The organism is Kitasatospora sp. NPDC051702 (assembly GCF_040681575.1).
In the GTDB taxonomy this organism is placed as follows: Bacteria; Actinomycetota; Actinomycetes; order Streptomycetales; family Streptomycetaceae; genus Kitasatospora.
The window spans coordinates 65,157-90,896 of the sequence record NZ_JBFAZB010000043.1; the positions used below are offsets into that span (position 1 = coordinate 65,157).

The 25,740-nt window shown below is 76.1% G+C and carries 21 protein-coding genes; 10 read left to right on the forward strand and 11 right to left on the reverse strand.

What is annotated here, in order from left to right:
• Positions 1-194: 194 nt before the first annotated feature.
• Positions 195-1,373 (reverse strand): ROK family protein, encoded by a 1,179-nt coding sequence (locus tag AB0N04_RS29440; RefSeq protein WP_363365580.1) that lies wholly within the window; start codon positions 1,371-1,373, stop codon positions 195-197.
• 227 nt (positions 1,374-1,600) lie between these two features.
• Here AB0N04_RS29440 and AB0N04_RS29445 point away from each other — a divergent pair, with 227 nt between their 5' ends.
• Both AB0N04_RS29445 and AB0N04_RS29450 read left to right on the forward strand, forming a co-directional pair.
• On the forward strand, positions 1,601-2,833 hold the full coding sequence (locus AB0N04_RS29445) for an MFS transporter (protein WP_360221636.1): 1,233 nt from the start codon (positions 1,601-1,603) through the stop codon (positions 2,831-2,833).
• Positions 2,834-3,029: 196 nt separating this feature from the next.
• Positions 3,030-3,674 carry a HutD family protein gene (locus tag AB0N04_RS29450; RefSeq protein ID WP_360221580.1) on the forward strand — a complete coding sequence of 215 codons (645 nt, stop codon included), beginning with the start codon at positions 3,030-3,032 and terminating at the stop codon, positions 3,672-3,674.
• A gap of 211 nt (positions 3,675-3,885) precedes the next feature.
• On the opposite strand, the gene AB0N04_RS29455 is transcribed toward AB0N04_RS29450, so the two are convergent.
• Positions 3,886-4,782 (reverse strand): alpha/beta fold hydrolase, encoded by an 897-nt coding sequence (locus tag AB0N04_RS29455; RefSeq protein ID WP_360221639.1) that lies wholly within the window; start codon positions 4,780-4,782, stop codon positions 3,886-3,888.
• A 327-nt stretch (positions 4,783-5,109) separates the two neighbouring features.
• Between AB0N04_RS29455 and AB0N04_RS29460 the strand changes: the two genes are divergently transcribed.
• Positions 5,110-6,489, forward strand: coding sequence for a helix-turn-helix domain-containing protein (locus AB0N04_RS29460; protein ID WP_360221583.1), 1,380 nt, complete (start codon positions 5,110-5,112; stop codon positions 6,487-6,489).
• A gap of 220 nt (positions 6,490-6,709) precedes the next feature.
• On the opposite strand, the gene AB0N04_RS29465 is transcribed toward AB0N04_RS29460, so the two are convergent.
• Positions 6,710-7,465, reverse strand: coding sequence for a DapH/DapD/GlmU-related protein (locus tag AB0N04_RS29465; RefSeq protein WP_360221586.1), 756 nt, complete (start codon positions 7,463-7,465; stop codon positions 6,710-6,712).
• A 166-nt stretch (positions 7,466-7,631) separates the two neighbouring features.
• Between AB0N04_RS29465 and AB0N04_RS29470 the strand changes: the two genes are divergently transcribed.
• Positions 7,632-8,471: a maleylpyruvate isomerase family mycothiol-dependent enzyme gene (locus AB0N04_RS29470; RefSeq protein ID WP_360221589.1), complete on the forward strand. Its 840-nt coding sequence runs from the start codon at positions 7,632-7,634 to the stop codon at positions 8,469-8,471.
• 117 nt (positions 8,472-8,588) lie between these two features.
• Here the strand turns inward: AB0N04_RS29470 and AB0N04_RS29475 are convergent, their stop codons facing one another.
• A complete protein-coding gene (locus tag AB0N04_RS29475; RefSeq protein ID WP_360221592.1) occupies positions 8,589-9,362 on the reverse strand; it encodes an enoyl-CoA hydratase family protein in 774 nt (257 codons plus the stop codon).
• A gap of 177 nt (positions 9,363-9,539) precedes the next feature.
• On the opposite strand from AB0N04_RS29475, the gene AB0N04_RS29480 reads away from it, so the two are divergent.
• A complete protein-coding gene (locus AB0N04_RS29480) occupies positions 9,540-10,394 on the forward strand; it encodes an ATP-grasp domain-containing protein (protein ID WP_360221595.1) in 855 nt (284 codons plus the stop codon).
• 74 nt (positions 10,395-10,468) lie between these two features.
• Positions 10,469-10,882 (forward strand): RidA family protein, encoded by a 414-nt coding sequence (locus AB0N04_RS29485; protein ID WP_360221598.1) that lies wholly within the window; start codon positions 10,469-10,471, stop codon positions 10,880-10,882.
• A 109-nt stretch (positions 10,883-10,991) separates the two neighbouring features.
• On the opposite strand, the gene AB0N04_RS29490 is transcribed toward AB0N04_RS29485, so the two are convergent.
• Complete coding sequence (locus tag AB0N04_RS29490) at positions 10,992-12,290, reverse strand: MFS transporter (RefSeq protein ID WP_360221601.1); 1,299 nt, start codon at positions 12,288-12,290, stop codon at positions 10,992-10,994.
• Between the two features lie 131 nt (positions 12,291-12,421).
• Between AB0N04_RS29490 and AB0N04_RS29495 the strand changes: the two genes are divergently transcribed.
• Both AB0N04_RS29495 and AB0N04_RS29500 read left to right on the forward strand, forming a co-directional pair.
• A complete protein-coding gene (locus tag AB0N04_RS29495; protein WP_360221604.1) occupies positions 12,422-13,408 on the forward strand; it encodes a helix-turn-helix domain-containing protein in 987 nt (328 codons plus the stop codon).
• Positions 13,409-13,586: 178 nt separating this feature from the next.
• Complete coding sequence (locus AB0N04_RS29500) at positions 13,587-15,890, forward strand: glycosyl hydrolase family 18 protein (protein WP_360221607.1); 2,304 nt, start codon at positions 13,587-13,589, stop codon at positions 15,888-15,890.
• A gap of 95 nt (positions 15,891-15,985) precedes the next feature.
• On the opposite strand, the gene AB0N04_RS29505 is transcribed toward AB0N04_RS29500, so the two are convergent.
• Positions 15,986-17,200, reverse strand: a complete 1,215-nt coding sequence (locus tag AB0N04_RS29505) for a geranylgeranyl reductase family protein (RefSeq protein ID WP_360221610.1) — start codon at positions 17,198-17,200, stop codon at positions 15,986-15,988.
• A gap of 456 nt (positions 17,201-17,656) precedes the next feature.
• Here AB0N04_RS29505 and AB0N04_RS29510 point away from each other — a divergent pair, with 456 nt between their 5' ends.
• A complete protein-coding gene (locus AB0N04_RS29510; RefSeq protein WP_360221613.1) occupies positions 17,657-19,021 on the forward strand; it encodes a dipeptidase in 1,365 nt (454 codons plus the stop codon).
• Here the strand turns inward: AB0N04_RS29510 and AB0N04_RS29515 are convergent.
• Both AB0N04_RS29515 and AB0N04_RS29520 read right to left on the reverse strand, forming a co-directional pair.
• Entirely contained in the window at positions 18,997-19,839 is an 843-nt protein-coding gene (locus AB0N04_RS29515) for a DUF4184 family protein (RefSeq protein WP_360221616.1), read from the reverse strand. The two genes, AB0N04_RS29510 and AB0N04_RS29515, sit on opposite strands and share 25 nt — an antisense overlap.
• A 153-nt stretch (positions 19,840-19,992) precedes the next feature.
• Positions 19,993-21,060 (reverse strand): NUDIX hydrolase, encoded by a 1,068-nt coding sequence (locus AB0N04_RS29520; RefSeq protein ID WP_360221619.1) that lies wholly within the window; start codon positions 21,058-21,060, stop codon positions 19,993-19,995.
• Between the two features lie 367 nt (positions 21,061-21,427).
• Here AB0N04_RS29520 and AB0N04_RS29525 point away from each other — a divergent pair, with 367 nt between their 5' ends.
• Positions 21,428-22,441, forward strand: a complete 1,014-nt coding sequence (locus tag AB0N04_RS29525) for a PfkB family carbohydrate kinase (protein ID WP_360221622.1) — start codon at positions 21,428-21,430, stop codon at positions 22,439-22,441.
• A gap of 153 nt (positions 22,442-22,594) precedes the next feature.
• On the opposite strand, the gene AB0N04_RS29530 is transcribed toward AB0N04_RS29525, so the two are convergent.
• From AB0N04_RS29530 to AB0N04_RS29540, 3 genes are all read right to left on the reverse strand, one after another.
• Positions 22,595-23,500, reverse strand: coding sequence for a C40 family peptidase (locus AB0N04_RS29530; RefSeq protein ID WP_360221624.1), 906 nt, complete (start codon positions 23,498-23,500; stop codon positions 22,595-22,597).
• 310 nt (positions 23,501-23,810) lie between these two features.
• Entirely contained in the window at positions 23,811-25,256 is a 1,446-nt protein-coding gene (locus AB0N04_RS29535) for an acyl-CoA synthetase (RefSeq protein ID WP_360221627.1), read from the reverse strand.
• 206 nt (positions 25,257-25,462) lie between these two features.
• On the reverse strand, positions 25,463-25,740 hold a 278-nt coding region (locus tag AB0N04_RS29540), incomplete at its 5' end, for an electron transfer flavoprotein subunit alpha/FixB family protein (protein ID WP_360221630.1).

Sequence of the window (25,740 nt, forward strand, 5' to 3'; positions counted from 1 at the left end):
CTCGTTGCGCCCCCCGGTGCTCACTACGAGTGTATGAGAGTCACGATAAGTGACAATTTCCGAAGACCCAGCTTCCGCTTATCCCGCCCGCGCTCCCCGTCGAGGAGCCCGGGCTGCCCTCCCGGTCCGCCCCCGCAGCCCGTCGGCGCCGGCGTCAGCCCGCCGGCACCGGCGTCAGCCCGCCGGCACCGGTGTCAGCCCGTCGGCACCGACTGCGGATCCGCCAGGTACGGCCCCCAGCCCAGTTCGGCGGCGCCGGCGAGCGCACCGTGCGCAAGCTCCGCGCCGACGATCGGCACCCGCCCGCTGCGCCCCCACAGGCACCGTTCGGCGACCACGGCGCGCAGCCGCTCGGGCGCGGCCTCCAGCAGGTCGAGGTGGAGCCCGCTGAGCACGACCCGGTCGGGGTTGAGGATGTTGGCGACGCCGGCCAGCCCGAGGCCGAGCCGGTCGATGACGTGCTCCACCGCCGCCCGCGCCCGCTCGTCGGTGGCCGCGGCCCGGCACAGCTCGCGCGCCTGGTCGAGCAGCGGGCGGCCCGGTTCGGGGCTGAGGCCGGCGGCGGCGAACAGCGCGTCCGGGTCGGTCTCGGAGTTGAGGCACCCGCGGTTGCCGCACTGGCAGGGGCGGCCTTGCGGGTCGACGGTCAGGTGGCCGACCTCGAGCGCCAGCCCGGCGCTCCCGGTGTGCAGGTGGCCGTCGATCACCAGCGCGCCGCCGACGCCACGGTGGCCGGAGGTGACCAGCAGCAGGTGGCGGGCGCCGCGCCCGGCACCGTGGCGGTACTCGGCGAGCGCGGCGAGGTTGGCGTCGTTGGCGATCACGGTGGGCAGCGGCCGCAGCGCGTTCGGGCCGTGGTCGGCGCGCCCGACCTCGACGTCGTAGAGGTCCGCGACCGGGGTGCCGCTGGGCCAGGCGAAGTGCAGGGCGGCCAGCGCGGTGCCGTCCGGCTCGGTGACGGGGTTGGGCAGCGCGAGCGCGGCGCCGAGGCAGCGCCGGCTCGTCGCGCGGGCCAGCTCGGCACCGGCCTCGGCGACGGCGCGCAGCATCCGGACCGGGTCGGTGGCGGCGGGCAGCGGCAGGTGGACGGGCGGGTCCAGCAGGCCGCCGAGGCCGGCCAGGGTGACGCTCAGCCCGTCGGCGTGGATCTGCCCGGCGACCACGACCGGCCCCTGCGGGTCGATCGCCAGCCGGTGCGAGGGGCGGCCGCGGCCGCCGCCGGCGGGGCGCGAGTCGACGGTGATCAGGCCGAGCGCCTCGAGTTCGGCCGTGACGGCGCCGGCGGTGGCCCGGGTGACGTCCAGCGCACGGGTCAGCGCCGAGCGGGTGGGCGTCTGGCCGGTGTGGATGAGCGCGAGCGCGGGGCCGAGCAGCGTCCGGCCGCGGTCGGGGGCCGCGCGGCGGTGGGCGTCGCGCTGCGCGTCGGGGTCGACCCCGGCGCCTGGTCGCGGGCTTGAAGGTGAGAGCTGCACGCCCCTATTGTGACTTTGTGCCGCTTCGAAACAAAATCCGTTCACACTCCCGACCCGACCAGGCCTCCTCCCAGTCTCGCAGCACTCCCCCCGGAACGGACAGCCCCTGGGGCCCAGCACGTCTCGCGCTGACCGCCTTATTCGCCGTCGACGGATTCCTGTTCGCCGCCTGGGTCGTGCGCATCCCGGACGTCCGCAGCCAGGTGAACGCCTCGCACAGCGCCCTCGGCATGGCCCTGCTCTGCCTGTCCGTCGGCGCCGTCCTCACCATGCCGGTGGTCGGTCGGCTCTGCCTCCGGTACGGCTCGCGCCCGGTGACCGTGGCCTCGCTCGCCCTGCTCAGCCTCGCCGTGCCGCTGCCCGCCCACACCCACTCCGTCACCGCGCTCGGCGGCGTCCTGCTGCTCTTCGGCGCCGGGTACGGCGGCGCCAACGTCGCCATGAACAGCGCAGCCGTCGACCTGGTGGCCCAGCTGCGACGGCCCGTCATGCCCAGCTTCCACGCCGGCTACAGCCTCGGCGGCCTGATCGGCGCGGGCGTCGGCGGACTGCTCGCCGGGCCGTTGAGCGCCTCCTGGGCACTGGCCCTGGGCGGCCTGCTCGGTCTCACCGTCACCGCCGCCGCGGGCGTGGTCCTGCTGCGCAGCCCGGCCGCGCCGATGGTCGCGCCCGTGCGGGCCGGCGGGTCCGCCCCGGCGGAGGCCGGGGGCGACACCGCGGGCACCGGTGCCGCAGGAGACGCCGGTGTCGCCGGGGCAGCCGCGGACGGCACCCCGGGCACCGGGGCGGCCGGGACCACCGCCCGGGCGACAGCGGCCGCGCCGCAGGTCCGCCTCCTCGTCCTCCTGCTCGGCCTCACCGCCCTGTGCACCGCCTACGGCGAGGGCGCCGTCGCCGACTGGACCACGCTCCACCTCACCGACGACGTCCACGCCGGCCCCGGTACGGCCGCCGCCGGGTACGCCGCGTACGCGTTCGCGATGACCAGCGGGCGGGTCGCCGGTACCTGGCTGTCCATCCGGCTCGGCCAGACCCGGCTGATGCTGCTCGGCGGACTGGCCGCGGCGGCCGGCATGCTGGTCGCCGCGCTGGCCCCGGTGGTGCCGCTGGCCGTCTGCGGCTTCGTCCTGGTCGGCCTCGGCCTGGCCAACCTCTTTCCGCTCGCCATCGCCCGGGCGGGCGCCGCGGGCGGGCCGCAGGGCGTCGCGTTCGCCTCGACCCTCGGCTACGGCGGGATGCTGATCGGCCCGGTGGTGATCGGCTTCCTGGCCGACGCGATCGGACTGCCGCTGGCGCTGACCACCGTCGCGGTGGCGGCCGGCGCGGCGGCGTTCCTGCCGCTGACCGTCCGCCGGCACTGAACACCCCCCGGGGGATCGTCGGTGATCCCCGACGATCCCCCGACGATCCCCCGGCGGGACGGCCGGCGGGTCTCGGGGTCGGTCGCGGGCCACGAGGTCACCGCCGGGCCCGCAGGTCACCGCCGGACGCGGCGACCTCCCGGCCCGGGGATCGCCGGTGGGACGGGCCCGGCCGGGTACTGGCAGGATGCGGGCCATGACGACCAGCGAACGGATCCAGGTACTGCGGGCGGCCGAGCGCCCGGCCACGGCGTGGCTCAACGGGGGCGGGGTGACCAGGGAGGTCGCCGGACACCCGGCCGGGGCCGGGTTGGACGGCTTCGACTGGCGGGTCAGCCTCGCCGACGTCGCCTCGGCGGGGCCCTTCTCGCCGTTCCCCGGCGTCGACCGGGTGATCACCCTCGTCGAGGGCCCCGGCATGGTGCTGACCGTCGACGGCACCGAGCACGCCGTCGACGCGCCGTTCCGCCCGTTCGCCTTCCCGGGTGAGGCCGAGACGGACTGCCGGCTCCTGGGCGGCCCGGTGGTCGACTTCAACGTGATGACCCGACGCGGCCGGGTCGGCGCCGGCGTCGACCTGTTCACCGCGCCGGGCGCGGTGGACGTCCCGGCGGGCGACAGCGTGCTCGTGGTCTGCCTCGCCGGCTCCGCAGCGGTCGCGGACGTGGCGGCGGTCGCGGCCCCCGCCGACGCCGCGGAGCCGGCGGACGGGACGACGGGTGCCGCCGACGTGGCGCTGGACCGTTTCGACGGCGCGCTGCTCGCCGGGCCCGGCGCCTACGAGGTGCGGGTCCCGCACGGCGGTGTCACGGCGGTGGTCTCCTTCCGGGCGTCCCGCTGACCGGCTGACCTGTCCGCCCGCCGACCTACCGATCCGCCGATCCGCCGACCTACCGACCTGCCGACCTGCCGACCTGCCGGGCAGCCGACCTGCCGGGCAGCGGCTGATCGGCTGATCGGCAGGCCCGTACCCCGTCCGGCCACGGCGCACCGGCGGGGCCCGACCCGGGAACGGACTCCCCGGCCGGGGCCCCGCCGACGGGCGGCGGCGCTCAGCCGCAGAACACCGGAGTGGCGTGCGCCGGGTCGAGGGCGTTGGTCACCAGGTGCAGCGCCGTCGGCGAGAACGCGATCGCCACGTGCTCGGCCAGCGTGACCGGGCAGTGGTCCTGCAGCACCTCGTTGTCCACGGCCGGGCCGTTCAGGAACTGGGTGCGCCACGGGGTGACGACCTCGTCGTAGACGGTCGAGACGACCGTGTAGCGCACGCCGGGCACGGTGTCCGGGCGGGAGGCCATCACGCGGTTGAAGTCGGAGCCGACCGCCTGGTCGCGGCAGGACTGGCAGACGGTGTAGATCAGGTCCGCGACGCCCGGGAAGTACGGGGCGAGCTTGGTGATCCCGTCGAGCGTGGTGCCGTGGTTGGACGGCGCCAGGCCGACCATCCGCCCGACCTTGGCGGCGCCGCCGAGGAACTTCAGGTAGTAGTTCGGCAGCATGCCGCCCTGCGAGTGGCCGACGATGTCGACCTTGCCCGCTCCCGTCGCCTTCAGCACCAGGTCGACGAACCGGCCGAGTTGGGCCGCCGAGTCGGGCACCGGGCCGAGGCCGCCGATCGGCAGCAGCAGACCGCTGCCGGAGGAGGTGACACCGGGGACGGTCCCGTAGTCGAGGGCGAACACGCAGTACCCGAGGCCCTTGAGCAGCGGGGAGAGCGCGAGCCAGTTCTCGTAGCGGTTGGCGAAGGTGCCGTGCACGAGGACCACCGGGTCGGGGTGGGCCGCGCTCGGCCGGCAGTTCCAGTCGTTGGCACCGGGCGGGGAGGCCACCGAGTCGCCGTCCGGCGGCAGTTCGGCGGCCGACGCGGCGGCGCCGGGGGACGCCACGGCGGCCGGAGCCGCGATCGCCGGAGCCGTCGACGCGCCGACCAGCAGCGCGCCCGCCAGCAGGCTCGTGCCGAAGGCCCCGCCGAGCCTACGGCGCAGGGGAGTTGCGGAGAAGCGGAGAAGTGGGGTTCTCAACTGTTGCCTCCACGGCGGAAGTTTGTTACCAACAGGTAACCCGAGTGGCTCCATCATGCGGTCGCCCCTCCGGCCCGGCCCTTGGGCGTTCCCCAGACCTGGACGGTGTTCTCTGTGACCAGTCACAATGCACCCGATTGCGCGCCCCACCGCGCACCTGACCGCGCCGCCGCCCGCACATCCGGACGCGCGCCCGCCGGCCCGTCCGCTTCCGTTTCCGTTTCGGCAGCCGGCACCGCGCACCCGGGCGAGACCGTGACCGAAACCGCAGCCGCGGCCGAACCCGCAGCCGCAACGTCGGCGGCAGCCTCGCCCGCCCCCGGGACCACGGGGCGGACGGGCGGCCAGGCCCCCGGCTGGCGCGTGCCGGTGATCGGCGGCCGCCCGGCCGACCAGCGGCTCCTCGGCGGAGTACGCGAGTTGGCCGTGGCCGTGGTCGCCGCCCTGCTGGACCGGGTGCCCGTCTACCGCCGCCTGCCCCGGGAGCAGCTCACCGGCGAACTCACCCGCGACACCGAGCGCCGGATCCGCGCCCTCGCCCACGCCGTCCGCACCGGACTACCCGCCCCCGACGAGGAGTTCACCGCCGTGCGTGAGGCCGCCACCCGGCGCGCCGAGGAGGGCCTGCCGCTGGACGCCGTCCTGCTCGCCCACCACCTCGGGCTGGAGGTCTGCTGGGAGTTCGCCACCCGGCACGCGCGCGCCGACGACGCCGCCGACCTGCTCGTCCTCAACCGGCTGCTGCTGGACCAGCTCCGCCAGGCCACCACCGCGGCCGGTGCCGGCTACCTCGACGAACACCGGCCGACCGGCGACCCGCGCGGCGCGGCCCGACAGGCCCTGCTCACGGCGCTGCTCGCCGGCAGCCCCGCCGAAGAGGCCGCCGCCCGGGCCGGACTGCGCCTCCCACCGCGCTACGCCGTCCTCTGCCTCTCCGTCTCCGACCACCCCGACGAGCACACCCCCGGCGTCGAACCGGCCGTCGCCGCCCGCCGCAAACTCCGCCGGCTCACGGCCGAACTCGGCCACCACACCCGGCAGTCGGCGCTGGCCGCGCTCACCTCCTCGGGCGGCCTGGTCCTCGTCCCGATCGGCCCGGACCAGGCCCGACCGACGGCCGGGAGAGCGACCGACGACGGCCCGGCCCCCGAAGCCGAGCCCTGGCCGCACCTCGCCGCCACCGTCGCCGCCGCGGCCCGGGCCGCGGGCGCACCCGTTCTGGCCGGTGCGGCCGCCGCCGCGCCCGCCGAGGTGCCCGACGCGGCCGCCCTCGCCTACGAAGTCCTGGACGTCGCCCGCGCGTTCGGCCGCCCGCCCGGGCTCCACCGGCTCGACGACGTCCTGCTCGAGTACCAGCTCACCCGGCCCAGCCGGGCGCGCGCCCGGCTCGCCGCCCTGCTCGAACCGCTCACCGACGGCGGCGAGTTGCTCACCACGCTGCGCACCCACCTGGCGGGCGGGCTCAACCGCCGGCACACCGCGACCACCCTGCACCTGCACCCGAACACCGTCGACTACCGGCTGCGCCGGATCGCCGCCCTCACCGGCCTCGACCCCGCCCGCCCGGCCGACGTCCTGCGGATCACCGCCGCCATCGCCGCCCGGACCGCCGAACGGGCGGCGCACACGGGGTAGTCGGCCGCCCGCCCGGGCACGACGGGCCGGGCCTCGGCCGGACTCCCGACACCGACAGTCGGCCGGACCCCGGCACCGGCAGTCGGCCCCACACCCACCCGGGCCCAGCGGGCGGGCCGGACACAGCAGGCGCGCAGGAGACGGCGCGCGGTCCGGGCACAGCGGGCGGGCCGGACACAGCAGGCGGGCCGGACACAGCGGGCGGGCCGGACCACCGGCCCTACGGCTGCTCCCCCGGCAGCCGCAGGTCCCAGCCCACCAGCGCGCGCAGCTGCTCGGCGGTCACGCCGTCCGGCACCGGCTGGGGCGCGTCGTGGCGCAGCGGCGGCTGCCAGCCGTCCTCCGCGGTCCAGCGCCGGACCACCTTGGCCGGGGCCCCGGCCACCACGCTGTGGTCGGGGACGTCACCGCGCACCACGGCGCCCGCGGCGACCACCACGTTGCGGCCGATCCGGGCGCCCGGCAGGATCACCGCGCCGGTGCCGATCCAGCTCCCGGCGCCGATCTCCACCGGCTCGTTGCGCGGCCACTGCTTGCCGATCGGCAGGTCGGTGGCCCGGTACTCGTGCGCCTGGTCGGAGATGTAGACACCGGGGCCGGTCCAGACGTCGTCGCCGAGGACGATCGACTGGTGGCCGACGATGTGGCTGTCCCGGCCGATCACGCAGCCGCCGCCGATCCGGACGATCGGCTCGGGCCCGAGGTCCAGGCCCGGCAGGAAGCCCGCGCTGATGGTGACCCGCTCGCCGATGATCGAGAACGGGCCGATGGTTATCCACTGCTCGTTGAACACCGCACCGAGCGGGAACGCCAGCGTCGTGCCGTCCCCCAACTCGCCGAAGCGGTACGGGCCGGGGCTCCGGTTGGTGACCGCACCGGTCCGCTGCACCCAGCGCCAGCCCCGGTGGACGAGTCGGCCGGCGGCACGGCGGCCGCCGGACCGGACGGCGGAGAGGAGCGAACGGGTTATCGGCATGCGATCACGTTACCGGCCCGTAGGGTGCGCCCCGACTCCGGGCGGCCAACATCACACCGCCCCCGCGCCCGCCGTGACCTGCGGCGCACCCGACCGGGCCGACCCGCGCCGACGGTCTGTCCGAAATCCGCGGCCCACCGGCGGGCTCCGGTGGAACACTCCCCCCATGGAGATCATCGAACACGTGTCCGTGCTGCACCGCGAGGGCACCCTGCTCGCCGACGCCGCCGCCCGGACCGACCCGTCCGCGCCCGTCCCCACCTGCCCGGACTGGCGCCTCGGCGACCTGGTGCGACACGTCGGCCACGTCCACCGCTGGGCCGCCGCCTACCCGTCCCGCGGCCTGCGCACCCCGCTGGACGAGGCGGGCGAACGGGCCGCGATCGGCCCGGCACCGTCCGACGCCGACCTGGTCGACTGGTTCCGCGAGGGCCACGCGGCGCTGGTCGACGCGCTCACCCGGGCCCCGGCCGACCTCGACTGCTGGGCCTTCCTGCCGGCCCCCAGCCCGCTGGCGTTCTGGGCCCGGCGCCAGGCGCACGAGACCGCCGTCCACCGCTTCGACGCCGACGCGGCGGCCGGCGTCGAGGGGCCCCGGGTGGACGCCGCCTTCGCCCTCGACGGCATCGACGAGCTGCTCCGCGGCTTCATGGCCCGCAGCGGGAGCAGGCTGCGCAGCGACCAGCCGCGCACCCTCCGGGTCCGGGCGACCGACGGCCCCGGCTCCTGGCACCTGACGATCACCCGGGAGCCGCTCGGCGTCACCCTGGGCGACGCCCCCGAACCGGCCGACCTGACCCTGAGCGGCCCCGCCCGCGACCTGTACCTGTTGCTGTGGAACCGGCTGCCGGTCGGTCCCGCCCGAACCGGAGCCGTGACCGGGGCCGGGGCCGTGACCGGGGCCGGATCCTGGGCCGAGACCGGGCCCGTGGCGAAGGTCGAGCTCTCCGGCGACGAGACGCTGCTCGGCCTGTGGCGGGACGCGGCGGCCATCGGCTGGAGCTGACGGCTCCCCGGGCCGGCGCCGGGCCGGGGGCCGACCCCCGGCCGGGCGACCCGCCGCTTCCGGCCACCGGCCACGGGCCGCCGGCCGGGCCGGCCCGGAGGCCGTCCGCCCCGCCCGTCAGCGAACCCAGCGCGCGGGCCGCTTCTCCAGGAACGCCCGCATCCCCTCCTGCGCCTCCTCCGAGCCGAACAGCCGAGCCGACAGCTCCACCAGTTCGTCCGCGTCCCGCTCGAAGGAACGCACCACCTCGGCGTTGGCCAGCCGCTTCGACTCCGCCAGCCCCTGCGGGGAGCCCTGGCGCAGCGCGTCCAGCAGGCCCTTCAGCGCGACCCCGGTATCCTCGGCGGACTCGGTGGCGCGGGTGATCAGGCCGATCCGGGCGGCCTCGGCGGCGTCGAAGACCTCGCCGGTGAGGTAGTAGCGGGAGGCGGCACGCGGGTCCAGCTTGGGGCGCAGCGGCAGCGAGATCACGGCGGGCGCGAGGCCGAGCCGGACCTCGGTGAACGCGAAGGTCGCGGTCGGGCCGGCGACGGCGAGGTCCGCCGCACCGACCAGGCCCAGACCGCCCGCCCGGACGTGGCCGTCGATGACGGCGATCACCGGCTTGGTGCAGTCGACGATCGCCCGCTGCAGCTCGACCAGGCCCCTCGGGCCGACCGTCGGGTCCGCCCCGGTCGCCTCGGACAGGTCCGCGCCCGCGCAGAACACCTTGCCGGTGTGGCCGAGCACCACGGCCCGGACCTCCGGGTCGGCCGCGGCGGCCGCCAGTCCGGCGCGCAGTTCGGCCATCAGGCGGGTGGAGAGCGCGTTGCGGTTGTGCGGCGAGTCGAGGGTGATCGTGGTGACGGCGTCGGCGGTGGTGACGCGGACGAGGGGCTCTGCGCTGGTCATCGGCGGGGCCTGCCTTCCGGCTGAGGGTGGGTCGGACTGCCGCGCCGCCCGGGGTGCCCGGGCGACGCCCGGACGACTCTGGCACGCCCACCCGCCCCTCGGCCAGAGCCACCCTGCGCCGGATCCCGGCGGAAAACCGGTGGTGGCGACCACCACGCGCACGGCAGCATCGCCGCCATGACCACCGACACCGTGCTCCTGCTCGCCCCGCGCATCAACGAGACGGGGCTCCAGCTGCGCACCGCCGCCGGCCGCCGCGGCCTGCGCGCGGCCGTCGCGCAGGCCTGGCAGGCGCCGCCGGAGCTGCTCGGCTCGGCCGTGCACGTGTACGGCGGGCCGCTGTTCGCGGACGCGGTCGGGCGCGAGCTCGACCTGGCGCTCCTGGAGCCGCCGGCGGACTGGCTGGCCCGTCTGCCGCACGCCCTGACCGGCCGGCAGGTGGCCTGCACCACCCTGGCCGAGGCGCGGCGCCTGCGCCGCCGGGCATTCGTCAAGCCGCCCGCGGACAAGCTGTTCGCCGCCCGGGTCTACCCGGACGGCGGCGCGCTGCCGGGCCCCGAGCTGCTGGACGGGGACACTCCGGTCCTGGTCAGCGAGGTGGTGCGGTTCCGCAGCGAGTACCGGCTGTTCGTCCTGGACGGCACGGTACGAGCCGCCTCGCGCTACGCGGTGGACGGCGACCTGTCCGTCGCACCGCTCGGCACGACGAACGACAGCGGGGCGAACGGCAGCGGGGCGGCCGATGCCGAGGTGGACGCCGCCGAGGCGGCCGACGCCCTCGCCTTCACCGCCGAGGTCCTGGCGGCGTCCGGGCCGGGCGCCGCGCTGCCGAGCGCCGTGGTGGTGGACGTCGGGCTCACGGACGACGGCCGCTGGGCCGTGGTCGAGGCCAACGCGGCCTGGGCCAGCGGGGGTTACGCCGCCGACCCGGAGGGCGTCCTCGACGTGGTGCTCCGTGCCGGCGGCCCGGCCGCACGACTCCCCGGCTCCGACCGGCCGTTCCTGCGCGAGCTGCCCGAGGTCGTCCGCTAGGGCTGGGGACCGCGCCGAGGACCGAGCGCAGGACCGCGAAACCCGGGTGCGGCCCGGTCACCCGCTCGGAGAGGATGGTCGCCATGACCACCTCGCACCTCACCCACATCGTCGAGCCGCCCGGAGTCGCCCCCGGGACGGGCTACACCCAGGTCGTCACCGGAACCGGCCGGCTGGTCCTGGTCTCCGGCCAGGTGGCCTTCGACGAGCACCGGAACCTGGTCGGCGCCGGCGACCCCAAGGCGCAGGCACGCCAGATCTTCGAGAACCTGCGCCGCTGCCTGGCCGCCGCCGGGGCCGACTTCTCCGACGTCGTCAAGTTCACCTACTTCATGACCGACATCGGCCACCTCGCCGCCATCCGCGAGGCCCGTGACGAGTACCTCGGCGCCGTGCTCCCGCCGGCCTCCTCCGCGATGCAGGTCTCGGCGCTGTTCCTGCCCGAGGTGCTGATCGAGATCGAGGCCATGGCGGTCGTCCCGGAGTAGCCGACCACCCCCGTCGGCCGGCTCCCCCGGGCCCCGCACTGCTCGGGCCCCGGCGCCGCGGCTCGGGCCCACATCCGCCGCGCCGTCACAGCAGCCGTCACACCGTCCGTCACACCGGCAGGACGGACCCGCCCCGCCGCCCGGCCCACCGGACGGCGGGGCCCATCGCCAGGCCCGCCGCCGCCAGCACCCCGCCCAGGACCGCCCAGCCGACCGGGCCGAAGCCGATCACCGCCGTGGTGACCAGCGCCGGGCCCGCCATCATCGCGGCCGCCGTCCCGGCGTTGTAGACGCCCTGGTAGGCGCCGTGGTCGCGCTCCCCCGCGAGGTCGTAGCTGAGCGCCCAGCCGCCCGCCTGGCCGAGGACCTCGCCGAGCGACTGCAGCGCCACTCCGCCGAGCACCACCAGGGCCGCGACGACCGCGGGCAGGCCGTGCGCCAGCGCGATCACCAGGCAGGAGGCGGCGAGCAGCAGTCCCGCCCGGCCGCAGAGCCGGGCCGCCGTCGCCCGGTCCTCCGTCCCCCGGGTGGCCCGCACCTGCAGGGCGACCACCAGCAGGGTGTTGACGATCAGGGTGCCCGCGACGGTGATGCGCGGCGCCTCGGTGTCCTGGACGATCCACAGCGGCACGCCGACCTCGAGGACGGCGAACTGCAGGCAGAGCACCGAGTTCAGCACCGTGACCACCAGGAAGGGGCCGTCCCGCAGCGCCGGGTTGCGCCGCCGCGCCCGCCGCCCGTCCGGCTCCCCGCCACCGGCCTGCGGTGCGGTCGGCGCCGGGCGCTCGTGGGCGGGCAGACGGTGGAACAGCACGGCGACGACCGCGAAGGAGGTGGCGTCGGCGAGGATCGCCGCCAGGTAGACGGGCCGGGTGTCCACCTGGAGCGCGACCGCGCCGACGGCCGTGCCCAGGCAGATGCCGATGTTGGTCACCACCCGCAGGTAGGCCCGGCCCGCGACCCGGCGCTCGGGCGGCAGCACCTCGGCGTACAGGGCGTTGCGCACCGCGGCGGACCCGCGGTCGACGGCCGCGACCCCGCAGGCCAGCGCGACGAAGGCCGGGTAGCTGTGCACCAGCGCGTACCCGGCGGTGCCGACCGCCTCCGCCACCACCAGCACCACCAGCACCGGCCGGGCGCCCCACCGGTCGGCCGCCCGCCCGGCCGGCACGCTGGCCGCCACCCCGCACAGTCCCGCGGCGGTCATCCCGAGCCCGAGCTGGGCGGCGCTCAGACCGAGCACCCGGGTGAAGAAGAGCACCGCGACGGACAGCGAGAGTCCGTTGCCGACGGTGTTGACCAACGTGGCCCCGGCCAGCCGACGGACCATCGGGTCGGGGTGCAGGCGCCGCCGGACGGCCCCCGGCAGGCCGTTCCCGGCGTCCGGGTCTCCCGCGTTTCCGGGCATGGCGAGCGGAGGTGCGGAAGTCTCCGCAGGTGAGGAGGTCATGCCCTGATCACACCGCCTACCGGGGCGCTGCGGACAATCCTTTAGGCTCTGGCTGAATCCTCGTCGTCGAGCGCCGCAGGAAAGCTCCCGTGCACCGTTTCCGGCTCGGCCTGGCCGACCTCGCCACCACCTGGTTCGCGGTGTCCCCGATCCAGGAGGCCTCCCTCAGCCTGCGGATGTGGACCCACCCCGGCGTCTACCCCCTGCAGAGCCGGGCCTTCGAACGCCTCCGGCCCGTCTTCGAGCGGCTGGACTCCGCGCTGCTGCTCTCCCTCGTCGGCGGGAACCGCTGGATCCCGGACTTCCTGACGCCCCGCCCGGAGGCCCCCGCCGCCGACTTCCGCACCGAGCTGGCGGCCGTCCGCGGGCTGCCGCCGGAGCAGCTGCGCACCGAACTCGAACAGACCTTCCTGCCGCACGGACGCCCCCTGCCCGCCCGGCTGGCCGCCGGACTGGCCGACCCGGCCCGGCTGCTGGCGCGGATCGCCGACGCACTGGAGGAGTACTGGGAGGTCTGCCTGGCCCCGCACTGGTGGCCGCAGGCCCGTAGCGTCCTGGACGCCGACCTCGTCTACCGGGCCCGGCTGCTCTCGCAGTACGGCGCGGCGGCGCTCTTCGCCGACCTGGACCACCGGCTGCACTGGGAGGACGGCGTCCTGTCGATCAACCGCCGCTGGACGGACTGGGACGGCGAGACGGCGGTGGACGGGCGCGGCCTCGTGCTCATCCCGACCTTCTTCGCACGCGGCGCCATCACCATGATCAGCAACGACCGTGCGCCGCAGATCAGCTACCCGGCCCGGGGGCAGGCGGGCATGGACGGCGCCGGCGCCCCGGTCCCGCCGCAGGCCCTGGAGGCGCTGATCGGCGCGCCGAAGGCCCGGCTGCTGACCCTGCTCGCCGAGCCCGCCTCCACCACCGACCTCGCCTACCGGCTCGGGGTCACCCCGGGTGCGGTCAGCCAGCACCTGTCCGTCCTGGCCGCCACCGGGCTGGTCACCCGGGCGCGCCACGGCCGCTCGGTGCTGTACCGGCGCAGCGCGCTCGGGGACGAGCTGACGGGGGCGAACCGGTGACCCGGGCCCGCCACCCTGCACCCCAACTCCCCAGTGGTACAGACCTGTTGACGCATTGGTCCAGTCCTCCTACAGTGCCCCATGCCGCGCCACCCCACGGCGCGGGCACCCATCGCACACGCACCACACCCGCGGTTCTGCGTCACCCTGTCCAACCCCCACAGTCACAGGGAGAACCATGTCCGCTCGATCCCGGGCCGGGCGCCCGCGCGTGCGCAGCAGACTGCTGGCACTGCTCTCCGCCCTGCTCCTCCCGGTCGCCGCGATCACCGCGCTGGCCGCCCCGGCGCACGCCGCCGGAAAGCTCACCGCCACCTTCACCACCGCCGACAACGGCTCCTGGTGGCAGGGCACCTACATCGTCCACAACGACAACGCCACGGCCGTCACCGGCTGGACCCTGGAGTTCGACCTGCCGGCCGGAGTCTCCATCGGCAACAGCTACAACGGCACCGCCACCGTCAACGGCCGGCACGTCACCGCGACCAACGCCTTCTACAACGCCACCGTCAACGCCCACGGCACCACCGAGCCGTACAGCTTCTGGTTCGTCGGCACCGGGCCCGTCGCCGCGCCGGCCAACTGCCGCGTCAACGGCGACAAGTGCGACGGCAGCGCCGACGTCCCGCCGTCCGCCCCCGGCGCACCGGCGGTCACCTCCAGCACCGCGCACACGCTCGCCCTGTCCTGGGCAGCCGCCACCGGCGGGGACTTCCCGGTCGCCTCCTACGACGTGCTGAGCGGCACCACCGTGCTCGGTTCGAGCACGACCACGAGCGCCCTGCTCACCGGCCTCACCCCGGCCACCAGCTACACCCTGACCGTCCGCGCCAAGGACGCCCGCGGCAACACCGGCCCGCTCAGCACCGCCGTCACCGCCGCGACCTTCGACCCGTCGAGCGATCCGACCCCGCCCACGGCGCCGACCGCCCTGCGCTCCACGGCGGTCGGTTCGACGGACGTCACGCTCGCCTGGAACGCCGCGACCGACAACGTCCGGGTCGCCGCGTACGACGTCTACCAGGGCGGCACGCCGGTGGCGACGGTCGGCGGCGGCACGCTGACCGCGACCGTCGGCAGCCTCTCGCCGTCCACCGCCTACACGTTCACCGTCAAGGCCCGCGACCCCGCCGACAACGCCTCGCCGGCCTCCGCACCGCTCACCGTGACCACCTCGGACCTGGTCGGCGCGGGAAAGTACGCCAGGGTCGGCTACTTCGTGCAGTGGGGCATCTACGGCCGCCAGTACTTCGTCAAGAACCTCGACACCTCGGGCAGCGCGGCCAAGCTGGACGTCGTCAACTACGCCTTCGAGAACATCGATCCGGTCAACCTGACCTGCCTGGCGGGCGTCACCAAGGGCACCACCGCCAACCCGCAGGACCCGGACCAGGGCACCGGCGCCGGTGACGCCGACGCCGACTACGCCCGCCCGATGAGCGCCGCCCAGTCGGTGGACGGCGTGGCCGACGACGGCTGGGGCAAACTCCGCGGCAACCTCAACCAGTTGAAGAAGCTCAAGGCCAAGTACCCGAACCTCAAGGTGGTCGTCTCGCTCGGCGGCTGGACGTACTCCAAGTACTTCTCGGACGCCGCCGCCACCGACGCCTCCCGCCAGAAGTTCGTCAAGTCCTGCGTCGACACCTGGATCAAGGGCAACCTGCCGGTCTACAACGGCGCCGGCGGCGACGGCGTCGCGGCCGGGATCTTCGACGGCATCGACCTCGACTGGGAGTGGCCCGGCTCCGGCGACGGCCACGCCGGCAACCACTGGAGCGCCGCCGACAAGGGCAACCTGACCCTGCTGCTGGCCGAGTTCCGCAAGCAGCTGGACGCGCTGGGCGGCTCGCACAAGCTGCTCACCGCCTTCACCCCGGCCGACCCGGCGAAGGTCGCCGCGGGATGGGACCTGACGAAGATCTTCGGCTCGCTGGACATCGCCAACGTCCAGGGGTACGACTTCCACGGCTCCGGCAGCGACAACTCCTGGGAACCCGGCCGCACCGGCCACCAGGCCAACCTCTACACCGACCCGAACGACCCGTACACCACCCATTTCAGCGTGGACGCGGCGGTCCGGACGTACCTGGACGCCGGGGTCAACCCGCGCAAGCTCACCATCGGCTTCCCGTTCTACGGGCGCGGCTGGCAGGGCGTGGCGGACGGCGGCGCCAAGGGCGTCTGGCAGTCCGCGAACGGTGCCGCCCCCGGCCAGTTCGCGGAGGAGGCCGGTACCCGCGGCTACCAGAACCTGCTCACCGGAGTGCCCGGGCTCACCGTCTACCACGATCCCAAGTCGGTCTCGACGTACGGCTACACGGGAGCCGGCGGGCAGTGGTGGAGCTTCGACGACGCCTGGTCGATCGGCCAGAAGGCGGCCTACCTCAAGTCGAAGAACCTGCTCGGCGGAATGATCTGGGAGATGTCCGGCGACACCCCGTCCGGCACGCTCATCGGCGCCCTCGACGCCGGTCTCAAGTAGCCCGGTCCGAAAGGCCGGTGACACCGAAGGGCCCGTGCCACCCGAGAGGCCGGTGCCCCTCCCCGCGGGGAGGGGCACCGGCCCCGGGTCCGCCGCTACCGCGAGGCCAGCGCCGACAGCTTCCGCGCGGCGCGGTACTGCCGCAGCACCTGGGCGAAGGTGGTGTGCCCCTGGGTGGTCCGGGCGAAGGCCCGCCAGGCCGGCGGCACCAGGCAGACCGCCGCGTGGAACAGGTACGGCCGCCGCTCGAACGCCGCCAGCAGCTGCTTGCCGGCCCGCATCTCCACGCCCAGCCCGGCCTTGACGGCGAACGCGTAGTTCAGCGCCTCGCGCCGCACCGACGCGGCGTTGCCCGCCTCGGCGACCTTCACCGCCCACTCGCCGGCCAGCCGGCCCGAGCGCAGCGCGTACGAGATGCCCTCGCGGGTCCACGGCTCCAGCAGGCCGGCCGCGTCGCCCGCGACCAGCACCCGGCCGCGGGAGAGCGGCGAGTCCTCGGCCCGGCAGCGGGTCAGGTGGCCGGACTCGACGGTCGGGGTGAAGCCGGACAGCCCCAGCCGCCGGATGTAGTCGGCGAGGTACTGCTTGGTCCGCTCGCCGTCACCGCGCGCCGAGATGACGCCGACGGTCAGACTGCTCGACTCCGTCTTGGGGAACACCCAGCCGTAACTGCCGGGCAGCGGGCCCCAGTCGAGGTGGATCCGGCCGGACCAGTCCGCGGCGACCTGCGGCGGCACCGGGATCTCCGCCTCCAGGCCGAGGTCGATCTGGTCGAAGGTGACGCCGACGTGCCGGGCGATCCGGCTCGCGCTGCCGTCCGCGCCGACCACGGCGCGCGCCTCGAAGCTCCGCCCGTCGGCGGCCGTCACCAGCGCCGTCCGGTGCTCTCCGCCCCGCTGCTCGACACCGGTGACGGTCACTCCGGTGACCAGCACCGCCCCGGCCTGCTTGGCCGCCTGCACCAGGCGCAGGTCGAACTCGTCCCGGTTCACCAGGCCGAAGAGCATCCGCTGGGAACGACGCGTCCGGGTGAACCGGCCCTGGTACGCGAAGGTGACGGCGTGCACCCGGTCCTGCAGGGGCAGCCGGAAGTCCGGCGGCAGGCTGTCCCGGGACGGGCCGATGATGCCACCGCCACAGGTCTTGTAGCGGGGGTGCTCGGCCTTGTCGAGGAGCAGCACCCGGCGGCCCTGGACGGCGGCGGCGTGCGCGGCCGAGGCCCCGGCCGGCCCGGCGCCGACCACCACGACGTCCCAGACGCCCTCCAGGGCGTCGGACTGCGGCCGCCCGTCGCGCGGCTCGGCCGTCACGGCGGGCTCACCGGCGGGCGTCGCGTCGGGCCTCTCCTCGGACGGCACGGCGGGCGTCGCGTCGGGCGCCGCGTCGGCTCTCCCCCCGGCTCTCGTCCGGTCGGCCGCACCGGCCGCATCGGGCTCCGCCTGGGGCGCCGGTCCTGACGCCTCGCCCGAGGGCTGACCTGACGGCTGTCCGGACACCTCGGCGTCGAGCGGCGAGGACCCGGTGTCGAGCGGGCTACGGGAATCGGAGCTTCCGGAGTCAGTCACGACGAGCAATCCTATGCGTCCGCCGGGCCCGCCGGTGGCCGCGCCGCCCCGAACTCCGGGCCGGGCCGCGCAGCACGCCTCCGGGGCCCCGCGGAACCGGCGGACCGGCCCGCCCGACTCCGCCTATGATCGGCGGTACCCCAACCACTCCCCTCCGTCCGCGGCACCCCGCGGCCGGAGCCGCCCCCACGGAGTCCCCGAATGTCACAGCCCCTGGTCGACGCCGTCCGGTCCCTGATGGACCGTGCCCGCACCGACCTCGCCGAACTGGTCGCGTTCCCCTCGGTCGCCGACCCGCGCCAGTTCCCCGTCGAGGAGTGCGAGAAGGCCGCCCGCTGGGTCGCCGACGCCTTCGCCGCCGAGGGCCTGACCGGCATCCGGCTGCTGGACACCCCGGACGGCACCCAGTCCGTCTACGGCGAGCTGCCCGGCCCCGAGGGCGCGCCGACCGTCCTGCTCTACTCGCACTACGACGTCCAGCCGCCGCTCGACGAGGACGCCTGGCTCAGCCCCGCGTTCGAGCTGACCGAGCGGGACGGCCGCTGGTACGGGCGCGGCGCCGCGGACTGCAAGGGCAACATCCTGATGCACCTGACCGCCCTGCGGGCGCTGCGCCGGGTGTACGGCGACGGCTACCCGGTCGGCCTGAAGGTCATCGTCGAGGGTTCGGAGGAGCAGGGCACCGGCGGTCTGGAGCGCTACGCCGAGGCCCACCCCGAGCTGCTCGCCGCCGACGCCATCATCATCGGCGACACCGGCAACTTCGCCCCCGGCCTGCCCACCGTGACCGCCTCGCTGCGCGGCATGACCGTCGTCGAGGTCGCCGTCAGCACGCTGGCCGGCAACCTGCACTCCGGAGCCTTCGGCGGCGCCGCCCCGGACGCACTGCAGGTGCTGGTGCGGATGCTCGCCTCGCTGCACGACGAGCACGGCGACGTCGCGGTGGCCGGCCTGACCACCGACCAGACCTGGACCGGCGTCCAGTACGCGGAGGAGCAGTTCCGCTCGGACGCCAGGGTCCTCGACGGGGTCGCCCTGACCGGCACGGGCACGATCGCCGACCGCCTCTGGGCGCGGCCGTCCGTCACCGTCCTCGGCATCGACGCCCCGCCGGTGATCGGCGCCACCTCCTCGGTGCAGGCGGCCGCCAAGGCGCTGGTCAGCCTGCGCGTCGCGCCGGGCAGCGACGCCGACGCCGCCCAGGAGGCGCTGGTCGCCCACCTGGAGGCGCAGGTGCCGCTGGGTGCCCGGGTGACCATCGAGCGCCAGGGCAACGGCTCCCCGTTCACCGCGGACACCACCGGCCCCGCGTACGAGGCGATGGGCGAGGCGATGGCGGAGGCCTTCGGCACCGCGATGGTCGCCTCCGGCGAGGGCGGCTCGATCCCGCTCTGCAACACGCTGCGCTCGCTGTACCCGCAGGCCGAGATCGTGCTCATCGGCGTGGAGGAGCCGACCACCCAGATCCACGCGGTCAACGAGAGCGTCGACCCGCTGGAGCTGGAGCGGATGGCTCTCACCGAGGCCCTGTTCCTGCGCCGTTACGCCGAGCTGCGCTCCGTCTGACGCGCGCCGCTGCGGGAGCCGGGGCCGCCGCCCCGGCCACCGGGCCCGCCCGGCCGCCCGCCGCTGAGCCGGCGGGCGGCTGCGGTCACCGCCGCGTAGCCGAGCGCGCCCACGGCGAGCCCGGCGCCGGCACCGAAGCAGACCTCCGGGACGAGGTTGCGCCGCAGCGGGGAGAGCCGGTGCAGCACCCCGACCGCCGTCGCCGCGCCGAGCGCCGCGACGGCGGTCCGGCGGGTCCGGGGCGCGAGCGCGACGGCCGGGCGCACCGGCTCGACCGCCTGCACCGCACGCGCCGCCCAGCCGGCCATCGCGGCCAGCGCGAGGGCCGAACTGCCGTACTGCAGCGCGGAGTAGAGCGGGACGCCGGCCACCTGGCGGTTCAGCTCCGGCAACAGCCGCACGCCCAGTCGGCCCTCGTGGGTGAAGGCGTCCCAGCCGACGTGGGTGGCGGCGCCGATCGCCGCCGACGCGGCGAACCGGGCCGCGCCCGCCCCGTCGGCGCCGGGCCGCCGCACCGTCAGCGCCTCGGCCGCGCCCGCCCACCGGTCGGGGAGCAGAGCGACCAGCGGGGCGCGCAGCAGCCCGTGCCAGCCGGCCACCAGCACCCCGGCGATCGCCACGTCCAGCGTGGGCACGGCCCACCAGCTGTGCGTCAGACCGCCGTGCCGGTACACCCCGGGAAGCAGCGACTCGGCGAAGAACGGCACGTCGGGCGCCATCGACCCGGCGACCAGGGCCGAGGCCACCAGCGGCCCGCGCTGCCCGGCGGCGCGCAGCAGGGGCAGGACGGCGGCGGGGTGGCTCAGTGTGAACGGCATGCCCCCATCCTCCCGCCCGCGCCCGGCCGCCGGCCAACGCCCCCGGTCGTGGGCCACCACGCCGCGTCCGACGGCCCCGGGGCCGTCCGGCGTCGCCCCGCGGACGCGGGTGTGAACACAGGTCCCGGCCCGGCGTGGACCGCCGGGCCCGCGCTACGCCGCGTCCGCCGTGCTGGTCAGGCCGAGGGCCACCCGGCGGCCGGCCTCCAGGTAGCGCAGCTCACCGCTTCGGCGGGCGTCCAGGGCGGCGGCGAGGCGGCGGCAGCGGCTCGGGGGCAGCAGGTCGGCGGCCTCGGCCAGGGTGACGAAGCGCCAGCCGCGCAGCTCCTCCGGCTGGAGCAGCAGGCTCTGGCGGGCGGCGGAGTCGAGCTGGCCGCCGTCGTACATCAGGCGCAGACCGCCGCGGCGCGGTCCGGTGCGCGGCTCCCAGTCGACGGCGAGCAGGCGCAGGACGGACGGGTCCAGCCGCAGACCGAGCTCCTCCGCGGTCTCGCGCAGGGCGGCGTCGGTGGGGGCCTCGCCGCGTTCAACCACGCCTCCGGGGAAGTCCCAGTCGGGCTTGTAGACCGGGTCGACCAGGAGGACGCGGTCCTGCTCGTCGAAGAGCAGCACGGCGGAGGCCACGGTGTCCCCGGTCGGGTCCGGGGTCTGGACGATCGGGCAGCGCGCGGCACCGACCCGGACCAGCTCGGCGATCCGGTGCGCGGTCTCGCGCGGGGTGAGTTCGCTGGTGTCGAGCATCCGGGCGTCCTCGACCAGCCAGCGCCGGGCGGCCCGGTACCGGGCCACGTGCTCCAGGCACCAGGTGCGGACCCGCTCGCTGGCCTGCGGATCGTCCGGGCACTCGTCGCGACGGGCGATGCGGTCGCGCAGGATCGTTTCTTCTGGGTCCAGGACGAAATGGTGCACCGCGATGCCGTTCGAGGCGAGGTCACCGAAGATCTCGTCCCGGTAGTCCTCTCTGAGCAGGGTCATCGGGACCACCAGCGGGCCCGCGACCTCGCCGAGCAGCGCGGCCGCCGTCTCGGGGACGAGCCGGCGCCACGCCGCCAGGTCCTGGAAGTCGGACACCGTCGCCAGCCGGTCGGCCGGGAGCATCCGCCGCAGGCCGAAGCCCACCAGCTCGGGATCGAAGAGCACGCTCCCGGGCAGCAGTTCCACCAGCTCTCGGCAGGCACTCGTCTTGCCCGCCCCGAATGTGCCATTGACCCAGACGATCACAACGTCCCCTGCCCTCGACTTGCCCCGATGCCGTTCGCACCGGGCAGCGCCCCCGTCGGCCGAACCAGCGCCACCCGTGGTGGTACCCGCGCCACGCCGCTCCCCATGCCTCCCCCGCGTGCCCGCCGTGTCCGCCCCGGTCCGCCCCCTTGACGGCGGCATGTGCCCGGGCGAGCGGCCATCCGCCCAGCCACCCCAGTCCGTCCGGCCCCAGGAGGGACGGCACACGGCGGCCACGCGCCCCGCCCGCGCGCCCGGGGCGCCCTCCTGCGCCGGCCACGCGCGCCCGGGCCGCCGTCCCGCGCCGCCTGGGCACGCCCGGGGTGCCGTCTTGCGCCGCGCACGCCCCGGCACGTACAGAGGGACGATGAAGCTGCTTCCCGTCGGCCGCGTCGTCGTCATCGGCTCCGTCAACACCGACCGCATCCTCCGCTGCCCCGTGCTGCCCGCCCCCGGCGAGACCGTCCTCGCCGCCGACGCCACCCGGGGGTTCGGCGGCAAGGGTGCGAACCAGGCCGTCGCGGCGGCCCGGATGGGGGCCGCGACGCACCTGGTGGCCAAGGTCGGCGGGGACGCCGACGGCCGGGCGGCGCTGGCCGATCTGCAGGGCGCGGAGGTCGAGACGGGCGCCGTGCTCACGCACCCCGACGCGCCCACCGGCGAGGCGATCGTCATGGTCGACCCAGGCGGCGAGAACAGCATCGTCGTCGTCCCGGGCGCCAACGCCCACCTGACCGCCGCCGAGGTCACCGCCGCGCTCGCCGCGCTCCGCCCGCGCCCCCTCGACGTGGTCCTCACCAGCGGCGAGGTCCCCGCGGAGTGCATCCGGGCGACGGCGGCCGCGCTCGCCGGGACCGACACCCGCTGGGTGCACAACGCCGCGCCCGCCGGCGCGCTGCCCGACACCGGCCCCGCCGGGCGCCGGCCCCTGATCGTCGCCAACGCCGTCGAGGCCCGCCAGCTCACCGGCGCCCCGACCGTCGAGGAGGCCGCCCGGATCCTCGCCGGTACGGGCCACCGTCCCGGCCGGGACGGTGGCGACGGCACGGGCAGCACGGACGGCACGGGCAGCGCGGCGGCACGGAGCGGCCGGGTCGCCGGCGCCGTGCTCACCCTGGGCGCCGACGGCGCACTGGTCGCCGCGGACGGGCGGCTGACCCGGCTGCCCGCACCCGCCGTCCGGGTCGTCGACACGACGGGTGCCGGCGACGTCTTCTGCGGCGCCCTCGCCGCCGGACTCGCCCGCGGAACGGCCCTGCCCGAAGCCGCCGCCGCGGCCGTGGCCGCCGGGGCGTTCGCCGTCACCGCCCTCGGCGCCCGCGGCGCCCTCCCCCGCCCCGCGGATCTCGGCCCCACCGACCCAGGAGCCACCGACCTCTGACCCACCGACGACAGCCCCACCGGCCACCACCCGCCGCAGCGGTGACCCCCGCAGCGCCGAGCAGCGCCCCGGGAGTGACCCGGACCAGGACGCGCCAGGGGCACCCGGGCCGCGAACGCCCGGGCACCCCTGCCCCTCACCGGGCCGCCGGAGCTACGGCCGCCCCATGAACGCCGGGTAGTAGCCGCTGCTGATCCCCGAGATCCGGATCGTCGTCCCCGGCCGGGCCGCCTCGACGTACTGGTTGTTGCCCAGGTAGATCGCCACGTGCTGGATGCCCCGCGCCGTCCCGTCGGGGGACCAGAAGAGCAGGTCGCCCCGGCGCAGCTGGCTCGCCTTGACCGGCGTGGTGGCCGCGTACTGGTCGTTGGCCACCCGCGGCAGGTCGATGCCGCCGCGCCGGAAGGACTGCTGCACCAGGCCGGAGCAGTCGTAGCCGTTCGGCCCGTTGCCCGCGGTCACGAAGGGCTTGCCCAGCTGCGCGAGGGCGAACTGCACCGCGTCCTCGACGTCCCGGTCGCCCGCCACCGCGTCGGAGGAGGACCCCACCGAGCCCGACGCACTCGGCGAGGACGAGGAGGACGAGGCCGACCCGCCCCCGGTCCGCGCCAGGTAGATGTCGTAGTGGGTGGTCCAGCGCCACTCGCCCTTGCTGTTCTTGAACCAGTACCGCGACCCGTCCCAGCCCTGCTTGATCCCGCCGGACCCGGTGGACTTCGCCGCCGACGAGGAGCCGCCGCCCGTGCGCGCCGCGTACACGTCGTAGTGCGAGGTCCAGCGCCACTGCCCCTGGCTGTTCTTGAACCAGTACCGCGAGCCGTCCCAGCCGGCGTGCGCCGGTGCCGGCTCGGCGGCCGCGGGGCTCACGCTGGTGCCGAGGCCGATCACGCCCGCACCGGCCGCGATCACGGCCACCATGCCTATCCCCCGGCGGACCCGCGACGCGCGGGCCGGACGGGCGGGGCGGGCGGCGGCCCGCTGGTCGGCGGTGGCGGCGGCGGTGCGCTGCCCGGTCGGTTCGTCGGCGGCACCCGGCGCGCCGGTGTTGACGGAGCTCATCCTGCTGACTTCCTTCACTGCTGCGAACCCGCCGCCACGGGGGCGGCTGCGGAAACGGCTGCGGACACGCGGTGCGTCCCGGCGAGGCACGCACCGACCGGCAGTCCCCGTCCGACATGCCGCGGCCTCCGGCCGTGCGACCGGAAGCCGCGGCATGTCGCCCAGGGATTCAGTTCTGCCTGCGTGTCACGTTAGGCACGCGTCCGCTCACAGTGCGCAGTGGAGTGCGCCAATGGAAGGGTTCACGGCGGGTGAGCACCGACGGTGCATCAGGGTGAACACCCGTCATCGGGCGCCGTCCGACGCCCCCTCAGTCGCGTCCGGCGGCCTGCGCGAGCAGCTGCTTCTTCAGCACCTTCCCCAAGGCGTTCCTGGGCAGTTCGGGCACCAGCACGACCCGGCGGGGGCGCTTGTGCGCCGAGAGCCGCTCCGCCACGAAGGCCGTCAGCTGGTCACCCGTCACGGCGCCGTCCGGGATGACGAACGCGACGATCGCCTGCCCGAGGTCCTCGTCCGGCGCGCCGACCACCGCCGCGTCGGCGACCGCCGGGTGGTCACGCAGTGCGGCCTCCACCTCTCCGGCGCCGATCCGGTAGCCGCCGCTCTTGATCAGGTCGACGGAGGCGCGGCCGACGATCCGGTGGAAGCCGTCCTCCCCGATCACGGCGACGTCGCCGGTGCGGAACCAGCCGTCGGGCGTCCAGGCCTCGGCGTCCGCGTCGGGCCGGTTGAGGTAGCCGCTGAACAGCGTCGGGCCGGCGACCTGCAGTTCCCCGACGCTCTCCCCGTCCCTGGGCACGGGCGCGCCGTCCTCGCCGACCAGCCGGGTGCGGACCCCGTCCAGCGGCAGGCCGACGCTGCCGGGCCGGCGCTCGCCGTCCGCCCGGGTGCTGACGGTGATCAGCGACTCGGTCATCCCGTACCGCTCGATCGGGGCGTGCCCGGTCAGCGCCGCCAGCTTCTCGAACACCGGCACCGGCAGCGGCGCGCTGCCGGAGACCAGCAGCCGGGCCCCGGAGAGCCGGGCCGCCGCCTCCGGATCGCCCGCCAGCCGGGACCAGACGGTCGGCACGCCGAAGTAGAGGCTGCCGCCCGCGGCGGCGTACCCGGCCGGGGTGGGCCGCCCGGTGTGCACGAGCCGGCTGCCGGTGCGCAGTGCGCCGAGCACCCCCAGCAGCAGGCCGTGCACGTGGAACAGCGGCAGACCGTGCACGAGCGTGTCGTCGGCGGTCCACTGCCAGGCGGCGGCGAGCGCGTCCAGGTCGGCGGCGATCGCCGCGCGGGGGATCACGGCCCCCTTGGGAGCCCCGGTGGTGCCCGAGGTGTAGAGGACGAAGCCGGTGGCGTCCGCGGGGGGTTCGGCGTGGCGGGCGGTGGACCGCTCCGCGGGGTCCACCGGCAGGAGCTCCACGCCCCCGCGGCCCGCCGCCGCGTCCGCCGCGCCGTCGACCTCCTCGCCCACGGCGTGCGCGAGCAGCGCCGCGCCCGAGTCGCGCAGGATGTGCTCGCGCTCCTTCGGCCCGGAGTCGGGCGGCAGCGGCACCACGGGCACGCCCGCCAACAGGCCGCCGACCACGGCCACCACCGTCTCGGCGGTGGGCCGGGCCAGCACGGCGAGCGCGGGGGCGCCGGCCACCCGGTCGGCGACGGCGGACGCCGCGCCCAGCAGCTCCTCCCGGGACAGCGCCCGCCCGTCGATCCGCAGCGCGTCGACCGCGTCCCCGAAGCCGCCCTGAAGTGCGGTCAGCAGTGCCATGCTTCCGTCCCCTCGCCCTCGTCCTCGTCCCGGCGCGGCCGCTCCGCGCCGTCGTCCCGCGTTCTCGCGCCGACTCTACGGTCCGCGGCCGACGGGCCCGCGGCGCACCCGGCGCTTCGCCGCGCGTGCACCGGGCCGCGCCGCGCACGACGGAGGGCGTGGCACCGAGCACCCGGCGCCACGCCCTCCAGTCCTCCCCGCGGGGATCAGCCCTTGCGGGCCTTCACCTCGGCGGTGAGCTGCGGCAGCACGGCGAAGAGGTCGCCGACCACGCCGTAGTCGACCAGCTCGAAGATCGGGGCCTCGGGGTCCTTGTTGACGGCCACGATGGTCTTCGAGGTCTGCATGCCGGCCCGGTGCTGGATCGCGCCGGAGATGCCCGCCGCGATGTACAGCTGCGGCGAGACCTGCTTGCCGGTCTGGCCGACCTGGTTGCTGTGCGGGTACCAGCCGGCGTCGACCGCGGCACGGGAGGCGCCGACGG

Excerpts from the sequence above, each read along its gene's own strand:
- AB0N04_RS29450 (WP_360221580.1), top strand. The coding sequence starts at position 3,030 with ATGACGACCAGCGAACGGATCCAGGTACTGCGGGCGGCCGAGCGCCCG.
- AB0N04_RS29465 (WP_360221586.1), bottom strand. The coding sequence starts at position 7,465 with ATGCCGATAACCCGTTCGCTCCTCTCCGCCGTCCGGTCCGGCGGCCGC.
- AB0N04_RS29470 (WP_360221589.1), top strand. The coding sequence starts at position 7,632 with ATGGAGATCATCGAACACGTGTCCGTGCTGCACCGCGAGGGCACCCTG.
- AB0N04_RS29475 (WP_360221592.1), bottom strand. The coding sequence starts at position 9,362 with ATGACCAGCGCAGAGCCCCTCGTCCGCGTCACCACCGCCGACGCCGTC.
- AB0N04_RS29480 (WP_360221595.1), top strand. The coding sequence starts at position 9,540 with ATGACCACCGACACCGTGCTCCTGCTCGCCCCGCGCATCAACGAGACG.
- AB0N04_RS29485 (WP_360221598.1), top strand. The coding sequence starts at position 10,469 with ATGGTCGCCATGACCACCTCGCACCTCACCCACATCGTCGAGCCGCCC.
- AB0N04_RS29490 (WP_360221601.1), bottom strand. The coding sequence starts at position 12,290 with ATGCCCGGAAACGCGGGAGACCCGGACGCCGGGAACGGCCTGCCGGGG.
- AB0N04_RS29500 (WP_360221607.1), top strand. The coding sequence starts at position 13,587 with ATGTCCGCTCGATCCCGGGCCGGGCGCCCGCGCGTGCGCAGCAGACTG.
- AB0N04_RS29510 (WP_360221613.1), top strand. The coding sequence starts at position 17,657 with ATGTCACAGCCCCTGGTCGACGCCGTCCGGTCCCTGATGGACCGTGCC.
- AB0N04_RS29515 (WP_360221616.1), bottom strand. The coding sequence starts at position 19,839 with ATGCCGTTCACACTGAGCCACCCCGCCGCCGTCCTGCCCCTGCTGCGC.
- AB0N04_RS29525 (WP_360221622.1), top strand. The coding sequence starts at position 21,428 with ATGAAGCTGCTTCCCGTCGGCCGCGTCGTCGTCATCGGCTCCGTCAAC.
- AB0N04_RS29530 (WP_360221624.1), bottom strand. The coding sequence starts at position 23,500 with ATGAGCTCCGTCAACACCGGCGCGCCGGGTGCCGCCGACGAACCGACC.
- AB0N04_RS29535 (WP_360221627.1), bottom strand. The coding sequence starts at position 25,256 with ATGGCACTGCTGACCGCACTTCAGGGCGGCTTCGGGGACGCGGTCGAC.